Annotated in this window: 18 protein-coding genes and 1 pseudogene; 5 read left to right on the forward strand and 14 right to left on the reverse strand. The window is 64.7% G+C overall.

The genetic code is table 11. From position 1 onward, the window contains the following. Positions 1-28 precede the first annotated feature (28 nt). Together G9408_RS03025 and G9408_RS03030 are read right to left on the reverse strand one after the other, a co-directional pair. On the reverse strand, positions 29-829 hold the full coding sequence (locus G9408_RS03025) for a hypothetical protein (protein ID WP_168452625.1): 801 nt from the start codon (positions 827-829) through the stop codon (positions 29-31). Between the two features lie 141 nt (positions 830-970). After that, positions 971-2,242: a S8 family serine peptidase gene (locus G9408_RS03030; protein ID WP_328804368.1), complete on the reverse strand. Its 1,272-nt coding sequence runs from the start codon at positions 2,240-2,242 to the stop codon at positions 971-973. A 124-nt stretch (positions 2,243-2,366) separates the two neighbouring features. Here G9408_RS03030 and G9408_RS03035 point away from each other — a divergent pair, with 124 nt between their 5' ends. The 3 genes from G9408_RS03035 (at position 2,367) to G9408_RS03045 (ending at position 4,445) form a co-directional block, all read left to right on the forward strand. After that, positions 2,367-2,855: an RNA polymerase sigma factor gene (locus tag G9408_RS03035; protein WP_168452627.1), complete on the forward strand. Its 489-nt coding sequence runs from the start codon at positions 2,367-2,369 to the stop codon at positions 2,853-2,855. Further along, complete coding sequence (locus G9408_RS03040; protein ID WP_168452628.1) at positions 2,852-3,562, forward strand: anti-sigma factor; 711 nt, start codon at positions 2,852-2,854, stop codon at positions 3,560-3,562. The genes G9408_RS03035 and G9408_RS03040 overlap by 4 nt, the downstream gene beginning before the upstream one ends. A gap of 271 nt (positions 3,563-3,833) precedes the next feature. After that, positions 3,834-4,445 (forward strand): PilZ domain-containing protein, encoded by a 612-nt coding sequence (locus G9408_RS03045; RefSeq protein WP_168452629.1) that lies wholly within the window; start codon positions 3,834-3,836, stop codon positions 4,443-4,445. Between the two features lie 15 nt (positions 4,446-4,460). Here G9408_RS03045 and aguB read toward each other — a convergent pair whose 3' ends face one another. The 3 genes from aguB to G9408_RS03060 form a co-directional block, all read right to left on the reverse strand. After that, positions 4,461-5,312 (reverse strand): N-carbamoylputrescine amidase, encoded by an 852-nt coding sequence (gene aguB / locus G9408_RS03050; protein ID WP_168452630.1) that lies wholly within the window; start codon positions 5,310-5,312, stop codon positions 4,461-4,463. 7 nt (positions 5,313-5,319) lie between these two features. Next, entirely contained in the window at positions 5,320-6,303 is a 984-nt protein-coding gene (locus G9408_RS03055) for an agmatine deiminase family protein (RefSeq protein ID WP_168452631.1), read from the reverse strand. Between the two features lie 114 nt (positions 6,304-6,417). Then, on the reverse strand, positions 6,418-8,100 hold the full coding sequence (locus G9408_RS03060; RefSeq protein ID WP_168452632.1) for a M28 family metallopeptidase: 1,683 nt from the start codon (positions 8,098-8,100) through the stop codon (positions 6,418-6,420). Between the two features lie 161 nt (positions 8,101-8,261). Between G9408_RS03060 and G9408_RS03065 the strand changes: the two genes are divergently transcribed. Beyond that, on the forward strand, positions 8,262-10,184 hold the full coding sequence (locus G9408_RS03065; protein WP_168452633.1) for an alpha/beta hydrolase family protein: 1,923 nt from the start codon (positions 8,262-8,264) through the stop codon (positions 10,182-10,184). A 63-nt stretch (positions 10,185-10,247) separates the two neighbouring features. Here the strand turns inward: G9408_RS03065 and rpsD are convergent, their stop codons facing one another. Continuing rightward, positions 10,248-10,859 (reverse strand): 30S ribosomal protein S4, encoded by a 612-nt coding sequence (rpsD, locus tag G9408_RS03070; RefSeq protein WP_120215975.1) that lies wholly within the window; start codon positions 10,857-10,859, stop codon positions 10,248-10,250. A 213-nt stretch (positions 10,860-11,072) separates the two neighbouring features. Here rpsD and G9408_RS03075 point away from each other — a divergent pair, with 213 nt between their 5' ends. Then, positions 11,073-11,387, forward strand: a complete 315-nt coding sequence (locus G9408_RS03075) for a chorismate mutase (protein WP_120215976.1) — start codon at positions 11,073-11,075, stop codon at positions 11,385-11,387. A gap of 6 nt (positions 11,388-11,393) precedes the next feature. Here the strand turns inward: G9408_RS03075 and G9408_RS03080 are convergent, their stop codons facing one another. From G9408_RS03080 to rpiB, 8 genes and pseudogenes are all read right to left on the reverse strand, one after another. Next, positions 11,394-11,642: a hypothetical protein gene (locus tag G9408_RS03080; protein ID WP_168452634.1), complete on the reverse strand. Its 249-nt coding sequence runs from the start codon at positions 11,640-11,642 to the stop codon at positions 11,394-11,396. 134 nt (positions 11,643-11,776) lie between these two features. Next, positions 11,777-12,004 carry a hypothetical protein gene (locus G9408_RS03085; RefSeq protein ID WP_120215978.1) on the reverse strand — a complete coding sequence of 76 codons (228 nt, stop codon included), beginning with the start codon at positions 12,002-12,004 and terminating at the stop codon, positions 11,777-11,779. Between the two features lie 33 nt (positions 12,005-12,037). Beyond that, positions 12,038-12,814 (reverse strand): RNA methyltransferase, encoded by a 777-nt coding sequence (locus G9408_RS03090; RefSeq protein ID WP_328804412.1) that lies wholly within the window; start codon positions 12,812-12,814, stop codon positions 12,038-12,040. Positions 12,815-12,979: 165 nt separating this feature from the next. After that, positions 12,980-13,189, reverse strand: a pseudogene (locus tag G9408_RS16690) (GIY-YIG nuclease family protein); the annotation flags it as partial. Between the two features lie 77 nt (positions 13,190-13,266). Continuing rightward, a complete protein-coding gene (nrdR, locus tag G9408_RS03095; RefSeq protein ID WP_088441605.1) occupies positions 13,267-13,731 on the reverse strand; it encodes a transcriptional regulator NrdR in 465 nt (154 codons plus the stop codon). A 3-nt stretch (positions 13,732-13,734) separates the two neighbouring features. After that, positions 13,735-13,953, reverse strand: a complete 219-nt coding sequence (locus G9408_RS03100; protein ID WP_168452636.1) for a hypothetical protein — start codon at positions 13,951-13,953, stop codon at positions 13,735-13,737. A gap of 5 nt (positions 13,954-13,958) precedes the next feature. Continuing rightward, positions 13,959-15,266 carry a serine hydroxymethyltransferase gene (gene glyA, locus G9408_RS03105; RefSeq protein WP_168452637.1) on the reverse strand — a complete coding sequence of 436 codons (1,308 nt, stop codon included), beginning with the start codon at positions 15,264-15,266 and terminating at the stop codon, positions 13,959-13,961. Continuing rightward, positions 15,263-15,715, reverse strand: coding sequence for a ribose 5-phosphate isomerase B (rpiB, locus tag G9408_RS03110; protein WP_168452638.1), 453 nt, complete (start codon positions 15,713-15,715; stop codon positions 15,263-15,265). Before rpiB ends, glyA begins: the two co-directional genes overlap by 4 nt. Positions 15,716-15,825: the final 110 nt, after the last annotated feature.

Consider the following 15,825-nt stretch of genomic DNA (forward strand, 5'->3'; position numbering starts at 1 on the left):
GTCATCGCCGGTCGCTCCGTTCGATTGCTTATTCGGCAGTTTCCTGCTGTTCCGCGGCCTTTTTCAGCTGGCCCTTGGTCATTCCCGTGACCAGTACATCGCCCGATCCGGCGAAGCTCGCGGCAGGCAGCGTCGCAACGCGGTTGCCGACTTCGACAGTCACCGCTTCGACCACGCCGCGACCCGTCTGGCGCAGTTCCTGGACATGGCCGATAACCTTGCCGCGCGCGTCGGTCACGGGCGTCCCCGGTTCCACCGCGAACATGCCGTTGCCGCTCGCCGCGCCGCTGCCTGCTGCGGCAAGCTGGCCGAGGCTGCCCTGGAAGCTGCCCGCGGCCGATCCGGCGCCGCTGGCGCTGCCTGAGACGTTCGACAGCGCGCCGCCGGTTCGATCGCGGACAGTCCCGACCGCACCCTGCGCGGTGCCGGTTACGGTCGAAGCCGTGCCGCGGGCAGTGCCGACAGCGCCGCGCGCGGTCTGCCCCCCAAAATCGGTTCCCACGGCCTGCGCATCGACGCTGCCGCTACCCGCGGCGCTGCCCGACCCATTGGCGTTGCCGCCGATGCTGTTGCCCAGCAGGTCGCCATTGCCGCCCGCCGAACCCCGGCCGTTCGCGTCGGCGCTGCCCTTGCCCTGCACGCGGCCCGAGCGGCGATCGACCTGCGCATCGCCGCGGCCCGAACCGGCGAGCTCGCCCGCCGAGCCCAGCGTGCCGCCGATCGGGCCCGTCGGATTACCGAGCGTCCCGCCCAGCGTGCCACCCAAACCGCCGGTCAGCCCGCCGTTGCCGCCAAGCAGCTGCGCCGACGCCGGGACCGAAAGGGTCATGGCCGACGCAGCGATAGCGAGGGCCGAGACGAAGATCTGTTTTGCCATTGCTCTTCTCCTGAATTTGCGGCCCGAAGGGGATGGGCCTGACAAGAGAACGATGGCGCTTGCGAATTTCTTCCGAAAAATTTCGGGTCGGGGTCAGCGGCCGCCGCAGCTGCCGCAGATCAGGCCGTGGCCATAGATTTTGTCGCGGCCCTTCTTGCCCAGATCGCGCGCTTCCAGCACCAGCGCGGTCACCGCGGCGGCGATCCGGTCCGTCGCGGGCGCGGCATAATGCTGCGCCAGTCGCCCGGCGACCAGCGGTGCGGCGAAGGATGTTCCGCGCAGCCGATCGCTGGTGGCGGCGCCGGTGGCGGCGTGGACATCGGCGCCGGGGGCGGCGAAATCGACGTGCAGCGCGCGGCCCGCCTCGGGCAGCGCGCGATCGCGGGCATCGACGCCGGTCACGGCAAATACGCCCTTGTACGAGGCCGGATAGGCGGGCGGCGCGGCGGGGCCGTCGTTGCCCACCGCCGCGACGATCAGCATTCCGCGCTGCTGCGCGCGCGATACCGCGATCGCGAGCAGCTTGTTGTCGGGACCGACAAGGCTGATCGTCGTGACGGCGACACCGCGCTCGGCAAGCCAGCCCAGCGCGCGGGCGATGGCGCTGGCATTGCCGCCTGCCGCGTCGCCGCCATAGACATCGGCCGCCGCGAGGCGGCGCCCCGGCGCAGCGCCGCGCACGGTGCCGGTCCCGATGAGCAGCGAGGCGACCGCGGTGCCGTGGCGGCTTGGTACGGGCGCGCCGCGCGCGAACCCGCGCTGCTCGACGCGCCCAGCGACCGACGGGTGCGCGGCGACGCCGCCGTCGATCAGCCCGAGCGGGGCGCCCGATGACGAAGCGCTGGCGGTCGCCAGCGCGACGCCGGGCAGCGCGCCGCCCGGGCCGCTCGTGAAATAGAGATGGTCGACGTCGATCGCTGCAGCGGGCAGGCGTTTGGCAAGCCGCTTTTGCGCGCGCGCCAGGCTTTGTCCCTCGGGAACCGCAAAGCGCGCGATGTCGAGATCGAGCCCGGCAATCTGCTCGCGGTCGATGAGAGCAAAGCCGCCTTCGCGGGCGCGGGCGACCATGGCGTCGTCGATGCCCGTGGCGATCAGCACCCCGCGCACTGCGGGTTGGCCATTGCGATCGGGCTCGATCCGGTCGCGGCGATCACGCAGCAGGTCGGCAATCCGTTCGATGCGCGCCTGCGCCAGCGTCTCGCCAACAGCGATCAGCGGCTCGCTGGCGATGTCGGGCAGCGATGGCAGCGTGCGCGCCGCATCGGGCAGCTGCAGGGACGGCACCGCGATCTGCGCATCGACGCGCTGTCCGCTTGCGCCCAGCAACAGGCTCAGCGTGGCTATCAGGGCTATCGATCGTCGCACGGTTTTTCCTTGTTTCCGCCCGGCGTGCCGCCGGCCCACGGGTTGCATCCAAAAAATTTAGCATGTCGCGGAAGAAACGATAGGGTGGCGTCGTTTCTTCCCCAGCGATCACGAAAAGGCGATTATGCGCTTCGAAGAGGAACTGGTGGCATTGTTACCCCGCTTGCGCCGTTTTGCGCGCGGTCTCGCGCGTCATCCGGCCGATGCCGATGATTTGTGTCAGGCCGCCATCGAACGCGCGCTGAAATCGCGCGATCAGTGGTACGAGGGAACGAGACTGGATAGCTGGATGTACCGCATCACCCGAAATCTGTGGATCGACGAACGCCGGGCCGTCGGTCGCCGGGGCGTTCATGATGCGATCGACGATGCCGCAACGCAGGTGGCTGGCGATGGCGCGGCCGAGGTCGAGGCCGGGGCGCTGCGCGGCGATGTCGACGGCGCAATGGCGCGGCTGCCCGACGAGCAGCGCGAGGTCGTGATGCTCGTTCTGGTCGAAGGCTATGCCTATCGCGAGGCGGCCGACATTTTGGACGTGCCGATCGGCACCGTCACTTCGCGGCTGGCGCGTGGGCGCGAGACGCTGATGCATTATCTGGGAGAGGCGGCATGAGCGTGGATCGGGACATTGTCGCGGCCTTTGTTGACGGCGAACTCGACGATCTGACCGCGCGGCGCATCGAACGCGAAGCGGCGGGGGATCCCGCGCTGGCGGCGGAAATCGCGCGCCACCGCGCACTGAAGGCGCAGCTGACCGCGCATTATGCGCCGATCGCCGATGAAGCCATACCCGAACGGCTGCGCGCCTTGCTCGTCGGGGCGGACAACGCGGACGGGGTCGATACCAGTTTGGCGGATCGCCGCGCGGCGAAGCGGGCGCGCTTTGAACCCCTGCATTGGGGGGCGCTCGCCGCGTCGCTGGTGCTCGGGCTGACAATCGGATTGCGGCCCTGGCTGCCTGCCGCCGATGTCGCGAGCGACAAGGGCGTGCTCGTGGCATCGGGTTCGCTGGCCGACGCGCTCGATACCCGGCTGGCGTCGAACCAGCCCGCCGACGCTGCGGTGCGGATCGGGCTCAGCTTTCGCGACGGTGCGGGGCGTTACTGCCGCAGTTTCGAAAGCGCCACGGTCGACGGGATCGGTTGCCGCGAGGGCGACCGCTGGCAACTGGAGCGGACACAGCGCGGACGGGCGCCCACCGACTATCGTCAGGCGGGCTCGGGCGAACTCGCCGCGATGGTGGCGACGATGATGGCAGGCGATCCGCTCGACGCGGACGCCGAGCGTGTCGCGCGCGATTCCGGGTGGCGAGCGCGATAACATCGTTGCCGCGCCAATGCTGCCATTTTGGCGCTTAATGCCGCCGCTATGGCACCGTTAAAGCATGAAAATAACGAAATTTATTCATGGTTAGCAATCAAACATGGCTAAGGATTTTGTGGCGTTAACCTAATTCATGTCAACACCGTCTGCATGGGCATTGAAAAATAATGAAAAATACGATATTCGAGCTGGAACATATTTGCGAATTTTGCAGCTTTTATCGCCGTTTGCCGACCCGATCTGACTTTGTGCCGACAAGGTGGACGCCATGAACCAACCTCGCCCCAACGCCGAGCAGGAATTTGCCGCCGCCAGCGATCGCCGAGGGGCGGATCGTTACCGCACCGTGTGGCGCATCGCGAAAATCATTCGCAACGGCGACGCGGGACTATGGCGCGTCCGCAACATATCCGACCGGGGCATGATGCTTGCCGCCGATGTGCCGATCAGCGTCGGCGAACAGCTTGAAATCGCCTTGTCCGATACGGTGCAGCTGCGCGGCAAGGTGGTGTGGTCAGAGGGCGGGCGCTGCGGCGTTGCGTTCGACCAGGAGGTCGACGTCGCCGATGTGCTCAAACAATTGGCCGCCGAACAGCGCGCCACCGGCTACCGCCAGCCGCGCCTGCCGGTGCATAGCCGCGCGCAGGCGGTCACCGATGAAGGGACGGGCAATATCGAACTCGTCGATCTGTCGCAGCATGGCGCGGGGTTTTTGCACGACGGGCATTTCGAGGTGGGCAAGGAGCTTGACCTGATCCTGCCTGGCGGGGTCAAGCGCCGCGCGATCGTGCGCTGGTCGCGCGCCGGGCGCGGCGGGTTGTGGCTGACCCAACCGCTCGATCGTGCCGACCTCGAAAGCATCCGCCGATTTGAAAGCTGACGGCGCTTTGCGGTGTCAGATATCCTCGACCAGCCGCCCGTAAAGCTGCGGGCGGCGGTCGCGGAAGAAGCCCATCCCCGCGCGGTGCTTCGCGGCGCGGTCCAGGTCGATCGTATCGATCAGCACGCCGGTCTCGCTGGCGCCGAATTCCTGCGTCAAATCGCCCCATTCGTTGCTGATGAAGCTGTGACCATAGAAATTGGCGTCGCCCTCGCTCCCGATGCGGTTCGCGGCGATCACCGGCATGCAGTTTGACACGCTGTGACCCTGCATCGCGCGCCGCCACATGCGGCTGGTGTCGAGATCGGCATCATAAGGCTCCGATCCGATCGCGGTGGGATAGAATAGCAGTTCGGCGCCCATCAGCGCCATCGCGCGCGCGCATTCGGGATACCATTGGTCCCAGCACACCCCAACGCCGATCCGCGCTCCGAACACGTCCCACACCTTGAAGCCGCTATTGCCCGGGCGGAAATAATATTTCTCTTCATAGCCGGGGCCGTCGGGGATGTGGCTCTTGCGGTATGTTCCCATGATCCCGCCATCGGGGCCGATCATCGCGAGCGTGTTGTAATAATGATGTCCCTCGCGCTCGAAGAAGCTGGTCGGGATCGCGACTTTGAGCTTCGCGGCGAGCGCCTGCATCGCGACGACGCTCGGGTGCTCGGCGGTCGGACGCGCCGACGCGAACAGCGCCTCCTCCTCGACCTGACAGAAATAGGGCCCCTCGAACAGCTCGGGCGGCAGGATGACCTGCGCGCCCTTCGCTGCCGCATCCTCGACCAACGCGGTCACGGCATCGATGTTAGGCTGAACAGGGCCGGGCAGGGGAAGCTGCAACGCAGCGACGGTGATGGTGCGGGTCATGGGTGCGCTATGCCGGAAGCTGCTGGCTCGAGCAATGGAAGCTGCCGCCGCCGGCGATGATGCCGCGCGCGGGGACGCCCACCGCGCGGCGGTCGGGAAACAGCGCCGCGAGGGCATCGACCGCCGCCTGATCGTTTCGGGCGCCATAGGTCGGCACGACGATGGTGCTGTTGCCGATATAAAAGTTCATATAGCTCGCCGCCGCGATCTCGCCGTCGATTTCCACGCGGCCGGGCGAGGGGAGGTCGACGATCTCGATCCCGCCGAACGCCGCCGTCCGCGCGCGCGCGTCGGCGTAGATAGCCGCGTTGGGATCGTCGTCGCCGTCCGCGACGGGCAGCGCCAGCCGCCCTTCGCCGACGAACCGCGCCAGATTGTCGACATGGCCGTCGGTGTGATCGCCGACCAGACCGTTGCCGAGCCACAGCAATCGGTCGATGCCGAGTGACTGGTGCAGCCGCACCGCAATATCCTCGCGCGTCAGCGTCGGGTTGCGGTTGGGGTTGAGCAGGCACTCCTCGGTGGTGACGCACAGGCCGGTGCCGTCGACGTCGATGCCGCCGCCTTCGAGTACCCAATCAAGGTGCTGCGTCGCCAGGTCCGCGTGCGCGGCGAGGATCGCCCCGATCTCCCGGTCGCCGGGCATCACGAACTTGTTGCCCCACCAGTTGAAGTCGAAATTGCGCGCCTCGCGCCGAGTGTCGGTGCCGACGATGATCGGCCCTGTGTCGCGCAGCCAGATATCGCCGAAGGGAGCGACGAAAAGCTGCACGCCCGCGTCGACGAGCGTCTCGGCAATGTCGGCATTGTCATGATCGCGAACGAGAAGATGGACCGTCTCGCCGCGCCCGCCGTCGTGGACGGCGTTGGCAAAGGCGGCGACATCGCGCCGCGCGGCGTCGATCTGGCCCGACCATTCGTCGGCCATATGCGGAAAGCCGATCCAGACGGCTTCGTGCGGCGCCCATTCGGCGGGCATGCGTAGGGTCATCTTGTTCAAATCCTAGTTCGTCATTGCGAGCGAAGCGAAGCAATCCAGAGCGGTTTTACGCCACTCTGGATTGCCGCGTCGCTTCGCTCCTCGCAATGACGAGGGTGCGGGATATTACTTGCCCGCGCGCGACTTGTCGCGGGCGGCGCGGAATTCGTCACCCTCGACCCAGTTCGGCCACGCCTCGGTCATCGCCAGCATGCGGCCCGCGGCATAGTAGAGGCGCAGGTCGGCCATCATGCCGCCCCAATTGGTGATCGCCTCATATTCGTCGCCCGGCGCGTGATAGCGGTTCTTTTCATAATCCTCGGACGCCTTCTGGCCCGCTTCGACGCCGCCCTCGACCAGATCGTCGCCGCTGCCGAAGTTGAACATCGGCACGCCGAGCTTGGCAAAGCTGAAGTGATCCGAGCGATAGTAGAAACCCTTTTCGGGGGTCGGTTCGGCCTTGACCGTGCGGCCCTCCATCTTGGCGAGCTTTTCGACATAGGCGTCGAGTTCGGACTTGCCGCCGCCAACGACCACGATGTCCTTCGCCGGGCCGACCGAGTTGAGCGCGTCCATATTGACCCCGCCGACCGTCTGCGACAGCGGAAACACCGGGTTCTCGGCATAATATTTCGACCCGAGGAGCCCCGATTCCTCAGCGGTCACCGCCAGGAACACGATGCTGCGGTCGGGCGCCCCGGCCTTGTTGAACGCCTGCGCCAGCGTAACCAGGCCCGCGATGCCGGTGGCATTATCGACCGCGCCATTGCAGATGTCGTCGCCCGCGACCGGCGTGCAGCGACCGAGATGGTCCCAGTGGCCGGTGTAGAGCACATATTCTTGCGGACGCTTGGCGCCCGGCAAGATGCCGATGACGTTGCGCGACATTTTCTTGGCGATGTCATTGTCAAAGCTGAAGTTGGCCTTCACGCCGGTCAGCGCGACGGGCTTGAAGCCCTTCTTCTTCGCCGCGTCGCGCAGCGCGTCGAAATCCTGCCCGGCGCTGGCGAACAATTCCTTCGCCTTGGGCAGCTGGATCCACCCGTTGGCGACGGTCTGGCTGGCGCCGCCGTCCTTGCTTTCGGCCAGATATTGCGTGCCGGTGTTGCTCGATTCGACGACATTCCAGCCATAGGCGGCGGGTTCGGTGTCGTGGACGATCAGCACCGCGGCGGCGCCCTGCCGCGCCGCTTCCTCATATTTGTACGACCAGCGGCCATAATAGGTCATCGCGCGGCCGTTGAACTCGCCCTTGGTTTCGGCGGTCTGCCAGTCGGGATCGTTGACGAGGACGACGACGGTCTTCTCCTTTACGTCGAGCCCGGCATAGTCGTTCCAGCCCTTTTCAGGGGCGACGATGCCATAGCCGACAAACACGACGTCGCTGTCCTTGACCGCGGTCGTCGGCTGGACGCGATAGCTGAACGCGACATAATCCTTCGCATATTGTGCGGTGACCGGCGTCTTGCCGCCGGTGAAGGTCAGCGGGGTCGCATTTTTCGCGGTGATTTCGACCAGCGGCACATCCTGCGTCCAGCTGCCGTTGTTGCCGGGCTTCAGTCCCGCTTCCTGATATTTCTTGATCAGGTAGGCGACGGTCTTTTCCTCGCCCGGCGTGCCGGGGGCGCGGCCTTCATAGGCGTCGAGCGACAATTCCTTCGTCACTTCCTGCAACGTCGCCAGCGACAGCTCGGGGATTTCGACATCGGGAATGGCGGTGGCAGTGGTCGCCGCCTTGTCGGACGCGTTGCACGCGGCGACGGTCAGCAGAACCGCGAAAGCCGCGGCAGATCGGGGGAAACGAAGCATGGGAATGTCCTTGGAAGGTTTCGTTTGCGGTTGGACGGGCTTGTGCCAGCCCGTCGGCGCGGGTGCAAGCGGTGGGGCTTGCGCATAAGGTCAAATCGCGGAAAGAACGTGGAAATGATCGCGCGGGGCGTGACAATATGAGTGGAGGGGAGCAGGTTTTAATGGCTCGATTTAAGGGTTTGCGTTCGACATCTTCGGCTTTTTCGGCGGCATTGGTCCTATTTTCAGCCGGATTGGGGCAAGCGCAAACGACCGTCTCTGATTCGGCGGCCCTGTTCGGCTCGGTCGGCTCGGTCGATGATATCAGTCTCTCGCCTGATGGCTCTGCGATCGCCTTTATCTCGCCATCGCCGACTGGCGGTAATGATCTGTTTGTTGTTGGTACCGCCGAAGGCGCCGTCCCCCGACGGATCATGCGCGCGAGTGGTGATCCGGAGTTTTTCTCGTGGTGCGGGTGGGAAAATGCAAAACGCTTGCTTTGCGAAATCGCCGGTCGCGAAAAAGGACAGGGACGCGACGTCAATTCTTTCCGGCGATTGATGGCGCTCGACCCCGACGGTAAGAACCTGAATGTCGTCGGGCCTGAAGGAAAATATGCGTTTGCAGGCAGCCATTTGATCGACTGGCTGCCCGCCGAAGACGATCGGATCATGCTGTGGCATCCCAGCAACCGCGTTGTCACGATTTCGACGCGCAACGAGGATGAAAAGACCGTCGAAGCGCCGCGCACATATGCCGTCAATTATTTGTCCGACGAAACCGGAAAACTGCGCGTTCTGGTCAGCAATGCATCCAGCGAGAGCGGGATGATCGATGGGAAGAACCGCTATTTTTCGAGGCCTGCTTCTGGCGGAAGCTGGCGAAATCTATCAGTATATGACATCTCAGCGCGCGACGGTTTTCGCCCGGTGGCGATCGAACACGGCGCCGACCGCGTGTTCGGTTTTGGCCGAGTGAATGGTCGCGTCGCATTGCAACGGATGGACCTGCAAGGGGCAGTTGATGCCGAGACGATCTTTTCGCATCCTGAGGTCGACGTGTCGGGCACTCTGCGGATCGGGCAATCGGGGCGGGTAGTTGGGGTCGCCTATTCGACCGATCGACCACATGCCCATTATTTCGACCCGCGTATTAAAGCGCTGGCAGCACAACTTGAAAAAGCCTTGGGTGCCCGCACGGTGCGGCTTATTGACGCAACGCGCGATGAGAAGACATTTCTTGTTTGGGCGGGTTCAGACACCGATCCCGGGCATTATTACCTGTTCGACACCGCACTCAAAAGCTTGCGGCCGTTGCTGGCTGACCGGCCGATGCTTGAAGGCGCAAAGCTGTCCGAGGTACGCCCGATTAAATATCCCGCGGCGGACGGCACTGAAATTCCTGCATATCTCACGCTTCCGCCCGGCAAAGTCAGTGCCGCTGGCCTGCCAGCAGTGGTTATGCCGCACGGCGGGCCATCTGCTCGCGATGAATGGGGCTTCGATTGGCTGGCGCAATTCCTCGCTCAGCGCGGTTTCGCGGTACTCCAGCCGAATTTCAGAGGTTCGACCGGCTACGGGGACGAATGGTACCAGCGCAACGGTTTTCAATCGTGGCGGACATCGGTTGGAGACGTGAGCGATGCTGGGCGTTGGCTGCTCAGCCAAGGTGTGCCAGCGGCCAAGCTCTCGATCGTCGGCTGGTCGTACGGTGGTTATGCGGCCTTGCAGTCCGGCGTAATTGCCCCCGACCTGTTCAAGTCGATCGTGGCGATCGCGCCAGTCACTGACCTTGCCCAGCTGCGACAAGAGGAAAGTCGGTACACGACGGCGCGGATCCAGCGCGACTTTATCGGGACCGGTCCGCATCTGCGCGAAGGTTCGCCTGCGCAAAACGCCGCGCAATTCAAGGCGCCCGTATTGCTGTTCCACGGGACGATCGATCAGAATGTCGAGCCGACGCAGTCAAAGACCATGGTCCGCGAACTGCAAAAAGCAGGACGCGCCGTAGAACTGATCGAATATCCCGGTTTGGCCCACGACCTCGGATCGTCGTCGGCGCGCATCGACATGCTCAAACGGATCGAGGCTTTTCTGCCGAAGTGACAAGGCAATAAAAAAGGGCGGTCCTTTCGGGCCGCCCTTTTGAATTCTTCCGATGGTAACCGATCAGCGCGAATAGAATTCGACGACCAGATTGGGCTCCATCTTCACCGGATAGGGCACTTCGTCGAGCGTCGGCACGCGAACGTACGTCGTCTTGGTGCCGTCGACCGCCAGATATTCGGGCAGGTCGCGCTCGGGCAGGCTCTGCGCTTCGGCAACCAGCGCCATTTCCTGCGCCTTCTTGCCGAGGGTGATTTCGTCGCCCGGCTTCACCAGGCGGCTGGCGACGTTGCACTTCACGCCGTTCACATAGACGTGGCCGTGGCTGACGAGCTGGCGCGCCGAGAAGATCGTCGGGGTGAATTTCGACCGATAGACGACGGCGTCGAGGCGGCGCTCGAGCAGGCCGATCAGGTTCTGACCGGTGTCGCCCTTCATACGCGACGCTTCGAAATAGTTCTTCTTGAACTGCTTCTCGGTGATGTCGCCGTAATAGCCCTTCAGCTTCTGCTTCGCGCGGAGCTGGATACCGAAGTCCGACACCTTGCCCTTGCGGCGCTGGCCGTGCTGGCCAGGGCCATATTCGCGGCGGTTGACCGGGCTCTTCGGGCGACCCCAGATGTTCTCGCCCATGCGGCGGTCGAGTTTATACTTGGCGCTCTGGCGCTTCGACATTGTCGTCTCCAATATGCTGTGTGCCGAAGGATTTCGGCGGGTTCCCGGGTCGCACCATAGGAGCTACGTCCTATGCGACCGCCGCTTCACCGGGGTGCGGGGTCCATTGCGAAGGCGCGCGGTTAGCCGGGGGGCGGGGCAAAGTCAAGCGTGCGGCGCTGTGTCCGTACTGGTGCCTCGACAGCCGGATAAATTCCGCTAAACGCTCGGCGCATGACTGACATCAAACTTCCCGAACAGTGCGAGACGATGATCGACGTGCGCGCCGGCGTCGATCAGATGGACCGCGAACTTGTCGCGCTGCTGGCGCGGCGCTTTGGCTATATGGACGCCGCGGCGCGGATCAAGACCGATCATGGCGCCGTGCGCAACGAAGCGCGCAAGGCGCAGGTGCTGGACAATGTGGCGCGCGAGGCCGAGCTGGCCGGGCTGCCACCCGAGCATTTCCGCGCGATATGGGACGTGCTGGTCGAGCAGTCGATCGCCTATGAAGCCACCGAGTGGCGCCGCATTCGTGCCGATCACTGACCCTGGTTAGCGGCGCCCCCCGTTAGGCGCCGCTGTTTCGGCGCGCGCCGCGTCGGGGGCAGGCTGCACCGGTTCGGCGACAACGCGGCAGACGCGCTTTGGTACCGTCCTGCCGGTCGTTTCGACCTTTTGGCAAATCTTCTTGGGCTTGGCGGGCTTTGTCGAACCTGCTGCGTCGGGGGTCGCAGGGGGTGCTGCCGTTGCCGCATCAGGCGCGGCGGACGACAGGGCGAGGGAGAGGAAAAGCGTCAGCATCGAATCAAACTCCTTGATCGGATCAAGGCCTAAATTCGCTTCGCTAAACGGCCAAGGTACCGGTGCACCATGGCTTGATAGTGACTGGCAAGGGGGTGAGGGGTGACGGGCGCCGGGTCAGGCACCCGCCGCCATCACTTGGCGCCCTTCAGCTGCTGGCTGGTCGTGTCGGCCTGACGATCCCAGCTTTCCTGCGTACGGCATTCGCGCTCGGGCAGGCGGCTGCCGGTGTTGGCGATCCGGCGGCAGATCAGCTTCGGCTTGACCTTTTCGGGCTTGGCCGCCGTCTCGGTCGTCGGCGATGCGGGCGGGGTTTCGGTGGTCGCAGCGGCAAGCGCCAGCGACATCATCAAGGTCAACATGAACGATCGAACTCCAAGGAGGGGAGGCGTCTGTTATCGCGCGCGCGGCGTCCTGCCAAGACTGGTTATGACCCCGTGCATCATCCTGATATCATTGTGCGACCAGCCGGTCTTGGTCAGCGCGGTACGCAACGTGCGCAGCGTCGCCTCGGTTCGTTCGGGCGGATTGAAATAGCCGCTGGCGTCGAGGTCGCGGACCAGGTGCTGGATCAATTCCTCCAGCTCGCCATGCGGCGCGACGGGATCGAGCGCCACGGTCGGCGGGCTGGCGAGCGCGACGCCGCCTTCACCTTCGCCCGGCGCATGCTTTGACCATTCATAGGCGAGCAGGATCACGGCCTGCGCCAGGTTCAGCGATGCGAAGGCGGGGTTGATCGGAACGGTCACGATCGCGTGGGCGAGGGCGACGTCGTCGGTTTCGAGCCCCGAACGCTCGGCGCCGAAAACATAGGCCGAACGTCCAGCCTCGGTATGCACGGCGCGCGCCGCGGCTTCCGGGGTCAGCACCGGCTTCATCACCCCCCGCTTGCGCACGGTGGTGGCATAGATGGTGGTGCAATCGGCGACGGCGTCGGCCAGGCTATCAAACACCCGCGCCTCGGCGAGCACGACGTCGGCGCCCGCCGCCACCGGACCTGCGTCGGGGTTGGGCCAACCGTCGCGCGGCGCGACGAGGCGCAACTCGGTCAGCCCGAAATTCAGCATCGCCCGCGCCGCCTTGCCGATATTTTCGCCAAGTTGCGGACGGACGAGGATGATGACGGGCGGTGGGGCTGCGGTCCTTCGAGACGCGCCTTCGCCGGGGCTCAGTCGCTCCTCAGGACGAACGGGGTTTGTTTGTGTCCGTTCGTCCTGAGGAGAGGCAGAGACTGAGCTTGGCGAAGGCTCTTCCTCGTCTCGAAGGATATTCGCACGGCTTGCGAGCCGACGGATCGCGGGCCAGTCGCCACGGATCAGGGCTTCCTTTTTGGCGCGCGACCATCCCTTGACCTGCCGTTCAGCTTCCAAGGCTTCGACCCGGGTGGAAAACTCGGCACTCCAGACAAGCTCTACAGGCCGTCGCGTCGCGGTATAACCCGAAACTTCTCCGGCCTGATGTTCCCCGAACCGATATTCGAGATGGTCTGTGTGCCCAATATAGTAGCTGCCATCCCTACAGCGCAGCATATAGGTCCAAAATGTCATGGGCTGCCTGCTTTCGCGTTTCTCGCTGCGCTCGAAATAGTCCCTCGTCTTCGCTCGCGAAAACGGAGAAAAAAGATCTAGCTCTTATGCGCCGCCTCGGTCACCGACGAGGCGAATTCCTCGAAATCCCGGGCTTCGGTGAACTCGCGATAGACGCTGGCGAAGCGGATATAGGCGACGCTGTCGAAACCCTTCAGCGCTTCCATCACCATCGCGCCGATTTGCGCGGCCTGCACTTCATTCTCACCCGATGTTTCCAGCTGGCGCTGGATGCCCGACACCAGCCGTTCGATGCGTGCGCCGTCGATCGGGCGCTTGCGGCACGCGATCTGGATGCTTCGCATCAGTTTCTCGCGGTCAAAGGGTTCGCGCCCGCCGCCCGCCTTGAGCACCGACACTTCGCGCAGCTGGATGCGCTCGAAGGTGGTAAAGCGCGCCCCGCAATCCTCGCACTGACGGCGGCGGCGAATCGCGGCGCCGTCCTCGGTCGGACGGCTGTCCTTCACCTGGCTGTCTTCATGGCCGCAATAGGGACAGCGCATGGTCTAGCGTTTCACCCGCGAATAAAGCGCGATCGCGGCGCCCGCGAACAGCCCGACGGGCCAGCTCACCACCGGCAGGATGGCGCCTGCGACCGCTCCAATTACGCCGCCGGTGAGGACCGGCTTGGTCGACGGATGCGCCAGTCCCTGCTTGCCCATCGCCTTGACCTCTTCGATCGTCAGCTCCGCCAGTGTCGGCTCTTCGGGATGTTGGCGCGCCAACGGTTTTAGCCCTGATAGATCGGAAAGCGTTCGCACAGCGCGCGAACGCGGCCGCGCACATTGGCTTCGACATCGGCATCGCCATGCTCGCCCTTGTCGCGCAGTGCTTCGAGCACGTCGGCGACCATGTCGCCGATTTCCTCGAACTCGGCGATGCCGAAGCCGCGCGTCGTGCCCGCGGGCGACCCGACGCGGATGCCGCTGGTCTTGATCGGCGGCAGCGGGTCAAAGGGAATGCCGTTCTTGTTGCAGGTGATCGCGCTGCGTTCGAGCGCCTCGTCGGCGTCGCGGCCGGTGACGCCGAGCGGACGCAGGTCGATGAGGGCGAGATGCGTGTCGGTGCCGCCCGCGACGACATCGGCGCCGCGCGCCTTGAGTCGACCGGCGAGTGCCTGCGCATTGGCGACGGTCGCTTTCGCATAATCCTTGAAATCGGGGCGCAGCGCTTCGCCGAACGCCACGGCCTTGGCAGCGATGACATGCATCAGCGGGCCGCCCTGCAGGCCGGGGAACACCGCGGAATTGATGCGCTTGGCGATCGCTTCGTCATTGGTCAGGATCATACCACCGCGCGGGCCGCGCAGCGTCTTGTGCGTGGTCGTGGTGACGACATGCGCGTGCGGCAGCGGTGAGGGATGAACGCCCCCCGCCACGAGTCCGGCGAAATGCGCCATATCGACCATCAGCAACGCGCCGACGTCATCGGCGATCTTGCGGAAGCGGGCAAAGTCCAGGGTGCGGGGATAGGCCGAGCCACCTGCGATGATCAGCGTCGGGCGGTGCTCCTTCGCCAGCGCCTCGACCTGATCGAAATCGACCAGATGATCGTCGGCGCGCACGCCATATTGCACGGCATTATACCATTTGCCCGACATCGCGGGCGGCGCGCCGTGGGTCAGGTGACCGCCGGCGTCGAGGCTCATGCCCAGGATCGTCGCGCCGGGTTTGGTCAGCGCCAGCATCACCGCGCCGTTGGCCTGCGCGCCCGAGTGCGGCTGGACATTGACATAACCGCAGTCGAACAGCTGCTTGGCGCGGTCGATCGCCAGCGTTTCGACCTCATCCGACGGCGCGCAGCCCTGATAATAGCGACGGCCGGGATAACCCTCGGCATATTTGTTGGTGAAGACGCTGCCCTGCGCTTCGAGGACAGCTTTCGAGACGATATTCTCGCTGGCGATCAGTTCGATCTGATATTGCTCGCGTTCCAGCTCATGCTTCATCGCCGCGGCGACGGCGGGATCGACGGTGCCGACGCCGTCGGTGAAATAGCCGGCCGATTTGATGGGCTTGTTAAGCGTGTCGGTGGTCATCGGCTGGTCTCCAGTTGCGGCGGGTTTGAAAGTTTGTCGACGCGGCGCGCATGGCGATCGCCGGCAAAGTCGGTGGTGAGGAAGGCGGTGAGGCACGCCTTGGCCATGTCGATGCCGGTCAGGCGCGCGCCCATCGCGATGACATTGGCGTCATTATGTTCGCGCGACAGTTTCGCCGACAGCGGTTCGGACACCAAGGCGCAGCGGGCCGCGGGATTGCGATTGACCGAGATCGAAATGCCGATCCCCGAACCGCACAGCGCGACGCCGCGCTCCGCACGGGCCTCGGCGATCGCTTCGCCCAGCGCATAGCCAAAATCGGGGTAATCGACGCTGTCGGGGCCGTTGGTGCCCAAATCCTCGACCATATGGCCTTCGGCGCGCAGCCAGTCGGCGAGGAGCGCTTTCAGCTCGTAGGCGGCGTGGTCAGAGGCAATGGCGATGCGCATCGGCGCGGCTCCCGCTGGGGTCAAGGGAATCGATGTCGGCCCTTTAGGCGACGGCGTGTGATTTGGCCATAAGCGAGGTGGCAAATTTGTGACGCGGCCGATAAAGCCGC

It is taken from the genome of Sphingopyxis microcysteis, assembly GCF_012274265.1.
GTDB lineage: Bacteria > Pseudomonadota > Alphaproteobacteria > Sphingomonadales > Sphingomonadaceae > Sphingopyxis > Sphingopyxis microcysteis.